A 15,269-nucleotide genomic window follows, 5' to 3' on the forward strand; every position below is an offset into this window, starting at 1 on the left:
AATACTTTGTTTTGTCGTGAAACACATTTATTAATTTAACCAAAGAATAATTCCCCCTTTTATTCGTAATTCTTTACGAATGAAAACTTTTTTTTTAGGTGCTAAGGCACAGAGGTACAAAGGTTCTAAGATTCAAAATGTAATCAGAACCAAATCTATTTTTTTTATTCTATTCTCTATTTTCTTTACTCTATTCTCTTACGGACAGGAACAAGACTCAACTCAGGTAAATCAGCTTGATAACGTTTTGGTTTCTGCAGTTCGTGTTACGACTAAAACTCCGGTTACGTTTAGTAATATGGATAAAAAGGAAATTAAATTTAGAAATCTCGGACAGGATATTCCCGTTTTAATGAATTATCTTCCATCTGTTGTTACAACTTCGGATGCTGGAGGAGGAATTGGTTATACCGGAATCAGAGTCCGCGGAAGCGATGCTACAAGGGTAAACGTAACCATAAACGGAATTCCATATAACGACGCCGAAAGTCAGGGAACTTTTTGGGTAAATATGCCCGATTTTGCTTCTTCTGTAGAAAGCTTACAATTACAGCGCGGAGTAGGAACTTCTACAAATGGTTCTGGAGCTTTTGGAGCAAGTTTAAATATGCTGACAGATAGTTATGCATCTAAACCAACTGGAGAGATCTCTGGCTCATTTGGAAGTTTTAATTCTCAAAAAGAGACAGTAAAATTCAGCACTGGTCTGCTAAATGATCATTTTGAATTGGCAGGACGTTTGTCCAGAATTAAATCTGATGGTTATGTTGATCGTGCTAGTTCTGATTTGAAATCTTATTTTTTGCAGGGAACTTATGTTGGAAAAACAACTTTAATTAAAGCTTTGGTTTTTGGCGGAACAGAAAAAACATACCAATCCTGGAATGGAATCGATGCTGAAACTTTAAATTCAGATCGTACATTTAACTCTGCAGGAATGTATACTGATGAAGCAGGAAATGTTCGTTTTTATGACAATGAAACTGACAATTATAAACAAGATCATTATCAGTTACACTGGAGCGAATCTTTCTCTGATAAATGGAGCACTAATTTAGCTTTACATTATACAAAAGGGCAGGGTTACTATGAAAATTATAAAGAAGACGCTGATATGGCTGATTATAATTTAAATCCTGTTGGAGCAATTACAACAACAGATCTAGTTCGTCAGAAATGGTTAGATAATGATTTTTACGGAACTACTTTTTCAGCAAAATATAAAGATGAAAAACTGGATGTTATTCTTGGCGGCGGCTGGAATAAATACGAAGGAGATCATTATGGAAAAGTAATTTGGGCAAGAAATGCTTCACAATCAGAATTGGGAGATCATTATTACGATGATTTTTCTACAAAAACAGATGGGAATATTTTTGCAAAAGCAAATTACCAGTTTACAGAAAAATTAAGCTTTTATGGCGATTTACAATATAGAAGAGTACAATATAAAGCAGATAGTCCTGAAACTGGTTTAGTTAATGATACTTTCAATTTCTTTAACCCGAAAGCTGGTTTGAACTACGAAATCAATGAAAAAAACACACTGTATTTTTCATACGCACGTGCGAATCGTGAACCAAACAGAACAGATTACGAAGGTGGCAATGTAAAACCAGAAAAACTTAATGATTTTGAATTAGGCTGGAGATTTAATTCAGAGAAATTCCAGCTGAATTCAAATTTCTACTACATGGGTTACAAAGATCAGTTGATTTTAACCGGAAGATTAGACGATGTTGGAGCACCAATTCGTGCCAATACTGAAAAAAGTTATAGATTAGGATTTGAATTGGATGCAACAATTTCGCTTTCGGACAAATTTATTCTTAGACCAAATTTTACGCTTAGCAGTAATAAAAATGTTGATCTTGCGGTCGAAGGACAATATTACGGAACAACAAAAATCGCCTATTCGCCAGAAGTTATCGCCGGAAATATAATTGTGTACAGCCCAATAAAAAGTTTGCATATTTCTTTATTGCAAAAGTATGTTGGAGAACAATACATGAATAATATCGAATTGCCAGAAGCTAAATTGGCTGATTATTTTGTAAATGATTTAAATGTTTCTTATGAAATAAAACCAAGAGCAGTCTTTAAATCAATTACAATTACAGGCTTGGTAAACAATATTTTAGATAAAAAATATGTTTCAAACGGAGCAATGTGGGATATTTATCCATACTACTATCCGCAGGCAGGAATTAATTTCTTAGCCGGATTAACACTGAAATTCTAAAAAATAAAAAAGCCTGAAAATTTAAACTTTCAGGCTTTTTTTATTTTTAATTGTAAACGTGAATCACAGTTCCGGTGACCTGAACTTTATATTGTTTTAGCGGATATTCTTTCCCTCCAAGTCCGGTAAACAAACTGTAAGAAGTTTTATCACACGAACACACGGCATTTATACCATCAATTGTCATTGCAACGCAAGAAGTTATTTCCTGATTAGGGCATGCTGCATCAAATGCATTATAACCGCTTCCTGCATTAAAAATAATAATTCCTTTTGCACCGTAATTAGGAACTATAACGCCGTTACTCACAAATTTAAGATTTGAATAAGCAGGCAGGTTCATGTCTACAGACAAATTAACGGTGTAATTAGGTATGTAAGGGTTTTTATTACTGCGATCATTGTCGCTGCATGCGAAAAGCACAGAAACGAAAAGAATTAAGAGCCAGATTTTTTTCATTATTTTAATAAGAATTAGTTAAACAAAAATAATTTATTTAGATTTGATTTTTATATGATTAACATATAATTATGTACTATTAAAAATAATAGTATATTTGTAATACAAAATCCCGTCCCGATGGGATTTTTTCTATTTATGTAAACGATGAAGTTATGAGTAAAGTATCTTATTATACCGCAGAGGGGTTAAAAAAATTGAAAGATGAATTAGAGCATTTAAAAAGTGTAATGCGTCCTAAGGCATCTCAAGATATAGCAGAGGCAAGAGACAAAGGCGATTTATCTGAAAACGCCGAATATGATGCTGCAAAAGAAGCGCAGGGTTTATTAGAAATGAGAATTGCTAAATTAGAAGAAGTATATTCTAACGCAAGATTAATCGACGAATCACAATTAGATGTTTCGAAAGTTTTGGTGCTTTCTAATGTAAAAATTAAAAACCAAGGCAACGGAATGGAAATGAAATATACACTTGTGGCAGAAAGTGAAGCCGATTTAAAGACAGGGAAAATTTCTGTAACTTCTCCTATTGGAAAAGGTTTACTAGGAAAATCTGTTGGCGAAGTAGCTGAAATTACAGTGCCAAACGGTGTTTTGAAATTTGAAATTCTGGAAATCTCAAGAGACTAAGTCATTGCGAGTAACGAAGCAATCCCATTATTAAGATTTTAAAAATAAAAAAATGAGCAGCATTTTCACTAAAATAGTAAACGGAGAAATTCCTGCATATAAAATTGCTGAAGAGGATAATTTTTTAGCTTTTTTAGATGTAAATCCAAATGCTAAAGGACACACACTTTGTATTCCGAAACAAGAAATCGATAAGATTTTTGATATGGATGAAGAATTGTATTTAGGTTTGATGAAATTTTCTAAAAAAGTTGCAGCGGCGCTTGAAAAAACGGTTCCTTGCAAAAGAATCGGAATTGCGGTTGTAGGTTTAGAAGTTCCTCATGCACACGTGCATTTGATTCCGTTAAACCATATGGACGAAATGCGTTTTCAAAATAAAGTTTCTCTTTCGAAAGAAGAATTTGAAGCTTTAGCAAAAGATATTCAGGCAAACTTGTAAAACATACGAAGGTTTCGACTTCGCGCAACCTGACATAAAAAAACACCAATTCAGTATGAGTTGGTGTTTTTTTATTTCTGTTAAAGAGGATCAACTATTTTATAACTGATTTGAAAAGTGGTTCCTTTTCCAATTTCAGAATGTAAAACCTTAATATTTCCGTTGTGATATTCTTCGACAATTCTTTTAGTCAAAGAAAGTCCCAAACCCCAGCCGCGTTTTTTTGTTGTAAAACCAGGCTCAAAAATAGTTTTGAATTGTTTTTTTAAAATTCCGCTTCCCGAATCTTTCACATTTATTTTTACATGATGAGAATCCTGTTCAATCGCCAGTTCCAAGCTTCCTTTTCCTTTCATGGCGTCAATCGCATTTTTGATCAGGTTTTCAATCGTCCAGCTGTGAAGCGTTGGATTAATTAAAGTAAAAATAAGTTTCTCAGGAGCCTGATAAGAGAATGAAACTTGTTTAGAAAAACGAGATTGTAAATATTCGTAAGTATTTAAAGTTTCGCTGACAATATCGTATGGCTCCAAAACAGGAATAGAACCAATTTTAGAAAAACGGTCTGTAATCGTTTGTAATCGATCAATATCTTTTTCTATTTCCAATGTTATAGATTGATCAATTTCTTCGGTTTTCAAAATCTCAACCCAGCCAATTAATGAGGAAAGCGGCGTCCCGATCTGATGTGCTGTTTCTTTTGCCATTCCTGCCCACAATTTATTCTGTGTTGCCATTTTGGTGCTTTTGTAAAAATTATAAATTAAAGCAACAAATAAAAAGATAATCAGCAGTAAGGCAATGGGGTAGTATTTTAGTTTATTCAGCAATTCTGAATTACCATAATACAAATGTTGATATTTTCCCGGAGCATATTCAAACGTTATGGGTTCATTTTCATTTTTTAAATTTGTCAGGAATTTTTTTAATTTTTTCTTGTCATTAAGAATATCATCAGGAACGTTTTTAGAACTCACAACGTTACCATAAAGCATTACTACAGCAGGAATTGAAGTGTTGTTACTGAAAATTTGAAGCGGAAGATCTACATCAGTATTTTCGTCCGCATTAACAATTGTAATTTGCGCATTCGCAAAAAGGTTCATTTTCAGGCGTTCTTCATTTTTAAAAATTTGAAAAAATGTATAAGTATTCCAGAGAATCAAAGTAATGATTGAAAAGGAAATAAGAATTATGACCCAGCGAGTTTTATTTCTACTTTCAGAAAAACGCATAAATTAATTTTTGAGGTATAAATATAACGAAATTAACACATTTTATATTTTGCAGGGCTTTAAAAGTTTTTTGGTTTTATCTTCTAAAACTATTTCTTTGAATTGAACGATTTCTCTACTTTTGTATGACCGAAATGAGGTTCGGTTAAACTAGAAAATTATGATTAGCATCAATCCAAAAGAAATATCAACGCCGCAGCTGCATGCTTATCTGCAAAGTTCGGTAGGGCCGAGACCAATTGCTTTTGCAAGTACAATAAGCGAGAAAGGAATTCCAAATTTGTCGCCATTTAGTTTCTTTAATGTATTTAGTGCTAATCCGCCAATTCTGGTTTTTTCGCCATCAAGACGTGTGCGCGACAATACGATAAAACATACTTTAATTAATGCTGAAGCAACAAAAGAAGTTGTTATAAATGTTGTTAATTATGATTTGGTACAGCAGACTTCGTTAGCAAGTACAGAATATGGAGAAGGTGTAAACGAATTTATCAAAGCAGGTTTAACACAAATTCCGTCAGATTTAGTAAAACCCTATCGCGTAAAAGAATCTCCAGTTCAATTTGAATGCAAGATAACGCAGATTATTCCGTTAGGAACAGAAGGAGGGGCAGGAAACTTAATTTTGTGTGAAGTAGTAAAAATTCATATTCACGAATCAATTTTAGATGAAAATGGAGCAATCGATCAGCATAAAATAGATTTGGTTTCAAGACTTGGGGGAAATTGGTATTCAAGATCGAATCAGGGACTTTTTGAAGTACCAAAACCGCTGACAACTTTAGGTGTTGGTGTTGATGTAATTCCTAATTTTATTAAAGAAAGCCCTGTTTTTAATGGGAATGACCTCGGAAAATTAGGAAATATAGAAGCCTTGCCTACAACGGAAGAAGTTAGTATATTTGTGAAAGAAAATTTTTCTGTAAAAGGAGTTTTAAGCTCAGATGATCAGGAAAAAATACACTTAGAGGCCAAAAAATATCTGAATAATGATGATATACAATCGGCGTGGAAAGTGCTTTTAGCTAAAAAATAAGAATAGAAACAATAATTAATTATAGACGAAGATGGAAGTTATAGGAAAAGTAAAAGTGGTTAATCCTGAACAGCAAGTTAGTGCTTCATTCAAAAAAAGAGAATTAGTAGTTACTACAGATGAGCAGTATCCACAACACATTTTAATCGAATTTACACAAGATAAATGCGATTTATTGAGCAGCTATAAACAAGGAGAGGCAGTAAAAGTTTCTATCAATTTAAGAGGAAGAGAATGGGTTAATCCACAAGGAGAAACTAGATATTTCAATAGTATTCAAGGTTGGAGAATCGAAAGAATGGCGCCAGAAGGTCCTGCACAAACTCCGTCAGTTCCTGCTGCAGAAGCTTTTGCACCAGCTACAAATTTAAACGAAGACGAACCAGACGATTTACCTTTCTAAGAAAGTTTAAATTTCAAAACATAAATTCCAAATTCCAATTCATTCGCATGAATTTGGGATTTGGAATTTTATTTTTGAGTTCATTTCGTCAAAATGCCAAGATTGTGAATAAATTGGAATTTAAAACATTGTAATTTAAGATGTATTTTCTATTTGATAATTTATATTTTCCACCCGTTTCAGAAGCCGATGAAGAAGGCATTCTGGCCGTTGGCGGTGATTTGAGCCCGGAACGATTAAAACTTGCTTACAGCAACGGAATCTTTCCGTGGTTTAATGAAGGTGAATCGATTCTTTGGTGGGCTCCAGATCCACGTATGGTTTTGTTTTTGGATGAATTAATTGTCTCCAAAAGTATGCGTAACATTCTGAATAGAAATGTTTTCACTGTTACTTTTAATACATCTTTTAAAGATGTAATTTTGAATTGCCAAAAAATATTGCGTGACGGTCAGGACGGAACATGGATTTCTGATGAAATGATCGAAGCTTATGGCGAACTTCATAAACAAGGAATTGCAAAATCGGTTGAGGTTTGGCAGGATGAGGTTCTAGTAGGCGGTTTGTACGGAATAGATTTGGGTCATGTATTTTGTGGCGAAAGTATGTTTTCTAAAGTATCAAATGCCTCAAAAGTTGGATTTATATATTTGGTAAATCATTTAAAAAAAGAGAATTATAAATTATTAGATTGTCAGGTTTATAATCCGCATTTAGATAGTTTAGGATGTCGCGAAATTGACCGTGACGAATTTATGTCCATTTTAAAAAGTAAATAAAAATGAGTGCAGTTCATGTTGTAAAAGAAATTTATATTTATCCGATAAAAAGCCTGGCAGGAATTAGTCTTCAATCAGCTCTGGCCGAAGAAATGGGATTTGAAAATGACCGTAGATGGATGTTAATTGATGCAGATAATCAAATGATAACGCAAAGAGAACACCGCATTATGAGTCAGTTTTATCCACAAATTTCAGATGGAAAAATCAGTATTACTTTTCAGGATCAAAAACATGAATTTTCTATAAACGAAAATTTGGAAAACTGCATGAAAGTGAATGTTTGGGATGATAAAAGTGAAGTTGTTGAGGTAAATCATGCAACTTCAAAATGGTTCAGCCAGCATTTGGGTTTTGAATGTAAATTGGTCAAAATCATAAAAAATGGAGATCGCAAACATGAAAGTTCCAGATTAAAAGAAACTTTCAATGTAAGTTTGGCCGATGGTTATCCTTATTTATTAATTGGATCAAAAAGTCTGGATTTCTTGAATGATAAACTCGATGAAAAAATTACCATAAAAAGGTTTCGCCCTAATATTGTAATTAGCAGTCAAAGCGAACATGAAGAAGATGATTTTCAGACTTTTAAGATTGGAGAAGTTCAATTTAAAAATGTAAAACCTTGCGGAAGATGCATTATGGTTAATAATGATCCGGAAAACGGACGTTTAAAAAAAGAACCTTTAAAAACCTTAAGTAAATATAGAAATGTAAATAATTCCGTTTTATTTGGAACTAATATTGTGAGTTTAAATTCTGGAAATATTAAGGTTGGAGATGCGCTTATTTTCTAGAAATTCAGTTTTGTAAAATTCCAGTTTAGCGTATTAAAAAGAACTAATTCATTTTTTAAAGTAGGTAATTCTAAAATTAATTTAAGTGTTTCGTGCGCCATCATATTTCCAATAATTCCGGGTAAAGTTCCCAAAACACCATTTAAATCACAATTCGGAACATCTTTTGGATCAGGCATTTCTGGAAATAAATCCCGCAGGTTTTTACTTCCGTTATGATTGAAAAGAGCAATTTGTCCTTCAAATTTTAAAATACTTCCGTAAACTAAAGGTTTATTAAATTCAACACAAGTGTCGTTTACCAAATAGCGCGTTGCAAAATTATCTGAACCATCCACAATAATATCATATTGCTGTATAATTTTTGATGCATTTTGAGAAGTTAGTTTTTCCTGAATTGCCTCGACTTCAATTAACGGATTTAGCGTTGAAACGACATCTTTAGCCACAATTGCTTTAAATTGTCCAATTTCATTTTCGGTGTATAAAATCTGCCTGTGCAGATTATGAATTTCGATTGTATCAAAATCCATGATTCCGATAAAGCCAACTCCGGCAGTTGCAATATATTGTAAAATTGGGCAGCCTAATCCGCCGGCACCAATTACTAAAACTTTTGCTTTTTTTAATTTTTCCTGGCCTTCATCGCCAATTTCAGGAAGAATAGTTTGTCTGTTGTAACGGAGGAATTCTTTGATAATGCTCATTATTTTAGTTTTAAAGTCGAAAGTCGAAAGTTGTAAGTGAAAGATTAAGTTAAGTTTTTGGCTTTATGATTTTAGACTTTCAAACTTTCGACCGTAAGCTTTGTCCCAATCCTTCCAAACCGTTTCATATCCGGCATCTTTTATGATTTTTGAAATTTCATCAGCCGAGCGTTCATCGCTGATTTCGAATTGTTCTAAAGATTGCGGGTCAACAACATAACCACCCGGATTCGTCTTAGATCCTGCACTCATACTGGTAACGCCAATTGGAATTATATTGTTTCTGAATTTTTCATTTTCTCGTGTAGAAATCGAAATTTCAAGATCTTCATTCCATAAACGATAAGCGCAGATTAATTGTGTCAGATCTTTATCATCCATAATAAAGTTGGGTTCAATAATTCCTTCAGCAGGACGGAGACGGGGAAAGGAAACAGAATATTTCGTCTGCCAATATTTTTTTTGAAGATAATCTAAATGCAAAGCGTTGAAAAAACTGTCTGTTCTCCAGTCTTCTAAGCCTAATAAAACGCCTAAACCAATTTTGTGAATTCCGGCAGTTCCAATTCTATCAGGAGTTTCAAGCCTATAATCAAAATTTGATTTCTTCCCTTTTGTATGATACTTTTTGTAAACTTCCTGATGATAGGTTTCCTGATAAACTAAAACTGAATATACTCCAGCATCATGTAAGCGCTCATAATCTTCGGTAGAAAGCGGCTGTACTTCAACAGAAATAATAGAAAACTCTTCCCGAATTAAAGCAATGGCATTCAAAAAATAATTGATGTTGACAGTGTAATTTGCTTCACCAGTAACCAATAAAACGTGATCAAAACCTGTTTTTTTTAAGGCTTCAACTTCCAGTTTAATTTCAGCATCTGAAAGTGTTTTTCGTTTGATTTTATTGTCTAAACTAAATCCACAATATGTACAGATATTTTGGCATTCGTTGCTCAAATATAACGGCGCGTACATTTGGATTGTTTTTCCGAAACGTTTCTTGGTTAGTTCATGACATTTCTGCGCCATTTCCTCCAAATAGTTTTGGCCAACAGGAGAAATCAAAACCAAAAAATCATCAAGATTTCGTTTTGTTTTTGACAAAGCTAGCTCAACATCTTTTGATGTAGTTTGGTATATCTTGGATTGAATAGTATCCCAATTATATTGCTCAAAAATTGATTTGAATGTACTCATTGGATTGTTTTTATTTCACGCAGATTTTGCAGATTTAAACAGATTAAAAGTGATTTTTTATTTATTGGCATACTTATTTTTTATATTTTATTGGCAACTCTTTTAATATCATTTAAAATATTAAGAGTATTAAAATTTACGAGCAAGCCTAATTTTTTATTAGAAAGTCTAAGATAGGTTGCAATTTGTTTGTAATGTATCGGGGCTAATTCTTCGACAGATTTTAATTCAATTATTACTTTGTCTTCAACTAGCAAATCGAGTCTAAAAGCGGCATCTAATATTATTTCTTCATAATTAATAATAATTTCTACTTGCTTTTTGACTTAGATCTAATTTTTCTAATTCATAAAGCAAAGCACTTTCGTAGACAGACTCAAATAATCCGGGTCTTAAATTATTATATACTTTAAAAATTGCTCCTCTTACTAGATACGACATTTCATTTTCAGTCATTAATTCTTTAATTTTAAAACTAATTCGAAATTAAAGAATTTTCTTTCTTTTTTAGAAGCCATTTCTGCGAAGATTTTACTGATAAAAAATAAATTAATCAATATTAAATCTGCTTAAATCTGCAAAATCTGCGTGAAACAAAATTTTAGTCATATAAAAACGATGTCAAAGGGCTTGAAGCCACAGCATAATTTTGTTGATTAGCAACTTTAGCTTCAAAAGCTTTTCTTCCTGCTATAACAGCTTCTCTAAAAGCCTCAGCCATTAATTTTGGATTTCCGGCAACGGCAATTGCAGTATTAACCAAAACAGCGTCGGCACCAATTTCCATCGCTTTTGCAGCGTCAGACGGAGCGCCAATCCCGGCATCGACGATAACGGGAACAGTACTTTGTTCGATTATTATCTCTAAAAAATCAATGGTTTTTAAACCTTTATTACTTCCAATTGGAGATCCCAAAGGCATTACGGCAGTTGTTCCGGCATTTTCTAAATATTTACATAAAACAGGATCAGCGTGTATGTAAGGCAGGACAAAAAAACCGAGTTTGGCTAATTCTTCAGTTGCCTTTAAAGTTTCAATTGGATCTGGCATTAAGTACTTTGGATCTGGGTGAATTTCCAGTTTTACCCAGTTTGTTTCAAGTGCTTCACGAGCCAATTGAGCAGCAAAAACAGCTTCTTTTGCATTTCTTGCTCCAGAAGTATTTGGTAATAAATTAATATTTGGATGTTGTAAATGCGAAAGAATAGCATCAGTTTCAGTTTCTAAATCGATACGTTTTAAAGCAACAGTAACCAATTCGCTTTCCGAAGCTAAAATCGCTTCTTCCATTTCTTTGTTTGAACCAAATTTTCCTGTTCCTAAAAACAAACGGGATTTGAAGCTTTTATCTCCAATATTAAACAATGACGTTTGCATATAATTTTTCGTTTAATTGTTGAATTAGTATTTTCTTTTCGGAACTTTCTGTGATAATTCCGGAAACGGCAATGCCATGAATTCCGGTTTCTATTAACGGATTTACATCTTTCAATGTAATGCCGCCAATAGCATAAACAGGAATTTCGATTTTATCTTTTTTCATTTTTTGAAGAATCTCGAAATACCCTGACAACCCTAAAATCGGACTTAGTTTTTCTTTTGTAATGGTAAATCGAAAAGGCCCTAAACCAATATAGTCACAGCCATTTTTGACATGATTTTGAATGTCTTCAAAAGTATTGGCTGTTCCTCCAATAATTTTTGTTGGCCCTAAAATAGCTCTCGCCTCATCGATTTTCATATCGGTTAATCCTAAATGAACGCCATCTGCATCAATCTGCTCAGCGAGATGCAGATCATCATTTATAATAAAATTAGCCAAATACTCTTCGCATAAAGGTTTTACCTTCTCCGCTAAAGCAAATGTTTCTTTGCTGGTTTGATTTTTAAAACGCATTTGTACCCATTTACATCCGGCATCAAGAGCCTGATGAATATTGTACAATTGCTCTTTGCCGGTTTCGCCTTGTGAAATGTATTGCAATTTGTTATACATAGTGATATCCAATTAATGTTGAACTTGAGCTAAGGTAGTTTTCGATATATGTTTTAGCATTTTTGCAGGCTTCTGTTATATTGTGATTTAAAGCTAAATTGGAAGCTATTGCAGCCGAAAGTACACAGCCTGAACCGTGTTTTTCAAAGCATTTTTTATGGGTTGGAAGTAAATCAAAAATTTCATTTTTAAAAAATAAAAGATCAGTTCCTATTGCTGATTTGTTATGTCCGCCTTTTAATAAAATATGGGTTGAAATCTCATTTTGAGGCCGAAGATTCTTTGAAATAAACCCCGGAAATAAAACTTCAATTTCATTGTAATTCGGTGTAATCAAATCAATTTTAGACAGGATTTTATGTAAATCAGAATAATCTTTAATAACCGTAAATTCAAATTTTGTTGTTGATTTTAAAACAGGGTCCCAGACGATTTTAGTTGAAGGAGACAATAGTTTTATAGTTGAAACAATTCGGCTTAAATCATGTAAAGAAGAGACAATTCCTATTTTAACTGCACTGATTTTATAATTTAAAAAGAACGTTTCAATAGAACGAATAACAAAACTCAAATCTGTCCATTGAACTTCATAAAATGTATTTTCGGTCTGAATTGTATTGGCTGTTGAAATGGCAAAACCAGAAACTTTATGCTGTTCAAATGTTTTGATATCAGCTAAAATACCAGCGCCGCCCGAAGGATCTAAACCTGCTATTGTTAGTACGAAAGGACGATTTTCTGACATAATTTAAATTGTTTTATCGGGTTTTCGTTATTCCAAATTGTTCCTAAAAGTGCGATATCATCAAATCCATTTTCAATTGTTTTTTGAATGTTTTTTGAATCGATTCCACCTAAAGCAATCGCTTTTGTTTTGTGATTTGTTCTTGATTTTAATGCTTCAAAAAGATCATTTTTTGGGAGATAATTTTCTTTTGAAATACTTTTAAAAACAGGACTCAAGAATGCATAATCAAAATTATTTCCCAGAGAATTAAACTCTTCAATAGAATGTGTTGATGTGGAAAAATTATACCTACAAGGTTTTGGAAACCTTGCCGGAAATCCAAAAGACTCTTTTCTTTCTTTTTCTGAAAAATGAATTCTGTTAATTCCAAAATCTTCTGCTAATAAATGATAACTGTGCAAAACAATTTGATCTCTAAATTCTAATTTAATTTGATGAATAAACTGCGCCATTTCCAACTCAGAAAAATCAGGTTTCCGAATATGAAACAAGGGCAGTCCTTCTTCAAATAAAGAATGAATTATCCTGATTTCATCTGCGAAAGGAAAAGGATTAGAGAATACGATCATATTTGGTAGTATTAAGGTTTTTGTATTAAGTATTAAGACAGTTGTTTTGACGATTTGAGTTCTGATTAGAAAAAATCTTAATACTTAATACAAAAACCTTGATTCTAGATTAAATATAAATCTCTTTCCCCTGCTCAATAAACTCCTCTGATTTCTCCTGCATTCCTTTTTCTGCAGCAGCGACATCTCTAATTTCCTGAGATATTTTCATAGAGCAGAATTTCGGTCCACACATAGAACAGAAATGAGCGACTTTCGCTCCATCTGCAGGAAGCGTTTCATCATGAAATTCTCTTGCAGTATCAGGGTCTAAAGCTAGATTAAACTGATCTTCCCAGCGGAATTCAAAACGAGCTTTACTCAAAGCATTATCACGATATTGCGCTCCCGGGTGACCTTTTGCTAAATCTGCGGCATGAGCCGAAATTTTATAAGTAATCACGCCATCTTTTACATCTTTTTTATTCGGCAAACCAAGATGCTCTTTTGGTGTTACATAACATAACATAGCACAGCCATACCAGCCAATCATTGCAGCCCCAATTGCAGACGTAATATGATCGTAACCCGGTGCAATATCTGTAGTTAAAGGACCTAAAGTGTAAAATGGAGCTTCATGGCAATGTTCTAATTGTTTGTCCATGTTTTCTTTAATCATGTGCATTGGTACGTGTCCCGGGCCTTCAATGAAAACTTGTACATCATGTTTCCAGGCAATTTTGGTCAATTCGCCTAAAGTTTCTAATTCTGCAAATTGTGCAGCATCGTTAGCATCAGCAATTGAACCGGGACGCAAACCATCTCCCAAAGAAAAAGCAACATCGTATTGTTTCATGATTTCGCAGATTTCTTCAAAATGGGTATATAAGAAATTTTCTTTATGGTGAAATAAACACCATTTAGCCATAATTGAACCACCACGTGAAACGATTCCCGTTACACGATTTGCAGTTAAATGAATGTATCGAAGTAAAACTCCGGCGTGAATTGTGAAATAAGAAACGCCTTGTTCTGCCTGCTCTATTAAAGTATCGCGGAAAATTTCCCAAGTTAAATCTTCAGCAATTCCTTTTACTTTTTCTAATGCTTGATAAATGGGAACGGTCCCAATTGGAACTGGGGAATTACGAATAATCCATTCTCGGGTTTCGTGAATGTTTTTTCCAGTAGATAAATCCATAATGGTGTCAGCGCCCCAGCGACAAGCCCAAACGGCTTTTTCAACTTCTTCTTCGATAGTTGAAGTCACAGCACTGTTTCCAATATTGGCATTTATTTTTACCAGGAAATTACGCCCAACAATCATAGGTTCGCTTTCTGGATGGTTGATGTTGTTTGGGATTATGGCTCTTCCGCAGGCAACTTCAGAACGAACGAATTCCGGAGTGATTTTGCTTTTTGGTGTATTTGCCCCAAAACTATGACCGCCGTGCTGGCATTGCATAGCTTTGGTTTGTTCGTTTAAAAGTTCAATACGCTGATTTTCTCGAATCGCTATATACTCCATTTCCGGCGTAATGATTCCTTGTTTGGCATAATACAATTGCGTTACGTTTGCGCCTTTTTTAGCTCTTTTTGGCTGATGCAAATATTCAAAACGAAGGTGATTCAGAGTTTCATCTTTCAGTCGGCTTTGACCGTAATCTGACGTTATTTCGCTTAAAATTTCAACATCATTTCGATCTAGAATCCAACTTTCGCGTAAGCGTGGTAATCCTTTTCTAATATCAATTTTAATATTTGGATCTGTGTATGAACCAGAAGTATCATAAACGGTTACTGGCGGATTTTTTTCAACTCCACCATTTGAAAGTTTGGTATCGCTAAGATGAATCTCGCGCATCGCAACTTTTATGGGATGAATTTCTCCATCAATGTAAACTTTTTTAGAATTAGGAAAAGGGGTTCTGGATATTTGTTCTTCTGTAGTCATAAGGAAAAGAAGTTATGAGTTATAAGTTATGGATTATGAGTTGTAGAGACGCACAGCAGTGCGTCTACGTCCAATATGAAATTGGAATT

At 33.7% G+C, this 15,269-nt stretch carries 16 protein-coding genes and 1 pseudogene; 7 read left to right on the plus strand and 10 right to left on the minus strand.

Annotated elements, in window-relative coordinates; translation table 11 throughout:
- Window positions 1-79: 79 nt before the first annotated feature.
- On the plus strand, window positions 80-2,242 hold the full coding sequence (locus ASD98_RS20355) for a TonB-dependent receptor (RefSeq protein ID WP_056208074.1): 2,163 nt from the start codon (window positions 80-82) through the stop codon (window positions 2,240-2,242).
- A gap of 46 nt (window positions 2,243-2,288) precedes the next feature.
- Here ASD98_RS20355 and ASD98_RS20360 read toward each other — a convergent pair whose 3' ends face one another.
- Window positions 2,289-2,702, minus strand: a complete 414-nt coding sequence (locus ASD98_RS20360; protein WP_056208078.1) for a hypothetical protein — start codon at window positions 2,700-2,702, stop codon at window positions 2,289-2,291.
- Between the two features lie 155 nt (window positions 2,703-2,857).
- Between ASD98_RS20360 and greA the strand changes: the two genes are divergently transcribed.
- Together greA and ASD98_RS20370 are read left to right on the plus strand one after the other, a co-directional pair.
- A complete protein-coding gene (gene greA, locus ASD98_RS20365; RefSeq protein WP_056208083.1) occupies window positions 2,858-3,334 on the plus strand; it encodes a transcription elongation factor GreA in 477 nt (158 codons plus the stop codon).
- Between the two features lie 52 nt (window positions 3,335-3,386).
- Window positions 3,387-3,776: an HIT family protein gene (locus ASD98_RS20370; RefSeq protein ID WP_056208086.1), complete on the plus strand. Its 390-nt coding sequence runs from the start codon at window positions 3,387-3,389 to the stop codon at window positions 3,774-3,776.
- Between the two features lie 80 nt (window positions 3,777-3,856).
- Here the strand turns inward: ASD98_RS20370 and ASD98_RS20375 are convergent, their stop codons facing one another.
- Window positions 3,857-5,011 carry a PAS domain-containing sensor histidine kinase gene (locus ASD98_RS20375; protein ID WP_056208089.1) on the minus strand — a complete coding sequence of 385 codons (1,155 nt, stop codon included), beginning with the start codon at window positions 5,009-5,011 and terminating at the stop codon, window positions 3,857-3,859.
- Between the two features lie 160 nt (window positions 5,012-5,171).
- On the opposite strand from ASD98_RS20375, the gene ASD98_RS20380 reads away from it, so the two are divergent.
- The 4 genes from ASD98_RS20380 to ASD98_RS20395 all read left to right on the plus strand — a co-directional run bounded on the left by ASD98_RS20380 (window position 5,172) and on the right by ASD98_RS20395 (window position 8,026).
- Window positions 5,172-6,047, plus strand: a complete 876-nt coding sequence (locus tag ASD98_RS20380; protein ID WP_056208093.1) for a flavin reductase family protein — start codon at window positions 5,172-5,174, stop codon at window positions 6,045-6,047.
- Window positions 6,048-6,078: 31 nt separating this feature from the next.
- Window positions 6,079-6,450, plus strand: a complete 372-nt coding sequence (locus ASD98_RS20385) for a DUF3127 domain-containing protein (protein ID WP_012023670.1) — start codon at window positions 6,079-6,081, stop codon at window positions 6,448-6,450.
- Window positions 6,451-6,590: 140 nt separating this feature from the next.
- A complete protein-coding gene (gene aat / locus ASD98_RS20390) occupies window positions 6,591-7,229 on the plus strand; it encodes a leucyl/phenylalanyl-tRNA--protein transferase (protein WP_056208097.1) in 639 nt (212 codons plus the stop codon).
- A 2-nt stretch (window positions 7,230-7,231) separates the two neighbouring features.
- Window positions 7,232-8,026, plus strand: coding sequence for an MOSC domain-containing protein (locus ASD98_RS20395; protein ID WP_056208100.1), 795 nt, complete (start codon window positions 7,232-7,234; stop codon window positions 8,024-8,026).
- On the opposite strand, the gene ASD98_RS20400 is transcribed toward ASD98_RS20395, so the two are convergent.
- The 8 genes and pseudogenes from ASD98_RS20400 to thiC all read right to left on the minus strand — a co-directional run bounded on the left by ASD98_RS20400 (window position 8,023) and on the right by thiC (window position 15,180).
- Window positions 8,023-8,733, minus strand: coding sequence for a HesA/MoeB/ThiF family protein (locus tag ASD98_RS20400; RefSeq protein ID WP_056208103.1), 711 nt, complete (start codon window positions 8,731-8,733; stop codon window positions 8,023-8,025). The two genes, ASD98_RS20395 and ASD98_RS20400, sit on opposite strands and share 4 nt — an antisense overlap.
- A 63-nt stretch (window positions 8,734-8,796) precedes the next feature.
- Window positions 8,797-9,933 (minus strand): 2-iminoacetate synthase ThiH, encoded by a 1,137-nt coding sequence (thiH, locus tag ASD98_RS20405; RefSeq protein WP_056208106.1) that lies wholly within the window; start codon window positions 9,931-9,933, stop codon window positions 8,797-8,799.
- A gap of 80 nt (window positions 9,934-10,013) precedes the next feature.
- Window positions 10,014-10,389 (minus strand): annotated as a pseudogene (locus ASD98_RS20410) (GxxExxY protein).
- Window positions 10,390-10,534: 145 nt separating this feature from the next.
- Window positions 10,535-11,311: a thiazole synthase gene (locus ASD98_RS20415; protein WP_056208109.1), complete on the minus strand. Its 777-nt coding sequence runs from the start codon at window positions 11,309-11,311 to the stop codon at window positions 10,535-10,537.
- On the minus strand, window positions 11,292-11,930 hold the full coding sequence (locus tag ASD98_RS20420) for a thiamine phosphate synthase (protein WP_056208112.1): 639 nt from the start codon (window positions 11,928-11,930) through the stop codon (window positions 11,292-11,294). Before ASD98_RS20420 ends, ASD98_RS20415 begins: the two co-directional genes overlap by 20 nt.
- Window positions 11,923-12,675, minus strand: a complete 753-nt coding sequence (locus ASD98_RS20425) for a hydroxymethylpyrimidine/phosphomethylpyrimidine kinase (protein WP_056208115.1) — start codon at window positions 12,673-12,675, stop codon at window positions 11,923-11,925. The genes ASD98_RS20420 and ASD98_RS20425 overlap by 8 nt, the downstream gene beginning before the upstream one ends.
- Window positions 12,648-13,247: a thiamine phosphate synthase gene (locus ASD98_RS20430; protein WP_056208117.1), complete on the minus strand. Its 600-nt coding sequence runs from the start codon at window positions 13,245-13,247 to the stop codon at window positions 12,648-12,650. Before ASD98_RS20430 ends, ASD98_RS20425 begins: the two co-directional genes overlap by 28 nt.
- A gap of 109 nt (window positions 13,248-13,356) precedes the next feature.
- Window positions 13,357-15,180 (minus strand): phosphomethylpyrimidine synthase ThiC, encoded by a 1,824-nt coding sequence (gene thiC, locus ASD98_RS20435; RefSeq protein ID WP_056208119.1) that lies wholly within the window; start codon window positions 15,178-15,180, stop codon window positions 13,357-13,359.
- Between the last annotated feature and the right edge of the window lie 89 nt (window positions 15,181-15,269).

This window comes from Flavobacterium sp. Root186 (genome assembly GCF_001428525.1).
In the GTDB taxonomy this organism is placed as follows: Bacteria; Bacteroidota; Bacteroidia; order Flavobacteriales; family Flavobacteriaceae; genus Flavobacterium.

Coding starts and splice junctions, on each gene's coding strand:
- ASD98_RS20355 (WP_056208074.1), top strand. CDS start 80: ATGAAAACTTTTTTTTTAGGTGCTAAGGCACAGAGGTACAAAGGTTCT.
- ASD98_RS20360 (WP_056208078.1), bottom strand. CDS start 2,702: ATGAAAAAAATCTGGCTCTTAATTCTTTTCGTTTCTGTGCTTTTCGCA.
- greA (WP_056208083.1), top strand. CDS start 2,858: ATGAGTAAAGTATCTTATTATACCGCAGAGGGGTTAAAAAAATTGAAA.
- ASD98_RS20370 (WP_056208086.1), top strand. CDS start 3,387: ATGAGCAGCATTTTCACTAAAATAGTAAACGGAGAAATTCCTGCATAT.
- ASD98_RS20375 (WP_056208089.1), bottom strand. CDS start 5,011: ATGCGTTTTTCTGAAAGTAGAAATAAAACTCGCTGGGTCATAATTCTT.
- ASD98_RS20380 (WP_056208093.1), top strand. CDS start 5,172: ATGATTAGCATCAATCCAAAAGAAATATCAACGCCGCAGCTGCATGCT.
- ASD98_RS20385 (WP_012023670.1), top strand. CDS start 6,079: ATGGAAGTTATAGGAAAAGTAAAAGTGGTTAATCCTGAACAGCAAGTT.
- aat (WP_056208097.1), top strand. CDS start 6,591: ATGTATTTTCTATTTGATAATTTATATTTTCCACCCGTTTCAGAAGCC.
- ASD98_RS20395 (WP_056208100.1), top strand. CDS start 7,232: ATGAGTGCAGTTCATGTTGTAAAAGAAATTTATATTTATCCGATAAAA.
- ASD98_RS20400 (WP_056208103.1), bottom strand. CDS start 8,733: ATGAGCATTATCAAAGAATTCCTCCGTTACAACAGACAAACTATTCTT.
- thiH (WP_056208106.1), bottom strand. CDS start 9,933: ATGAGTACATTCAAATCAATTTTTGAGCAATATAATTGGGATACTATT.
- ASD98_RS20415 (WP_056208109.1), bottom strand. CDS start 11,311: ATGCAAACGTCATTGTTTAATATTGGAGATAAAAGCTTCAAATCCCGT.
- ASD98_RS20420 (WP_056208112.1), bottom strand. CDS start 11,930: ATGTATAACAAATTGCAATACATTTCACAAGGCGAAACCGGCAAAGAG.
- ASD98_RS20425 (WP_056208115.1), bottom strand. CDS start 12,675: ATGTCAGAAAATCGTCCTTTCGTACTAACAATAGCAGGTTTAGATCCT.
- ASD98_RS20430 (WP_056208117.1), bottom strand. CDS start 13,247: ATGATCGTATTCTCTAATCCTTTTCCTTTCGCAGATGAAATCAGGATA.
- thiC (WP_056208119.1), bottom strand. CDS start 15,180: ATGACTACAGAAGAACAAATATCCAGAACCCCTTTTCCTAATTCTAAA.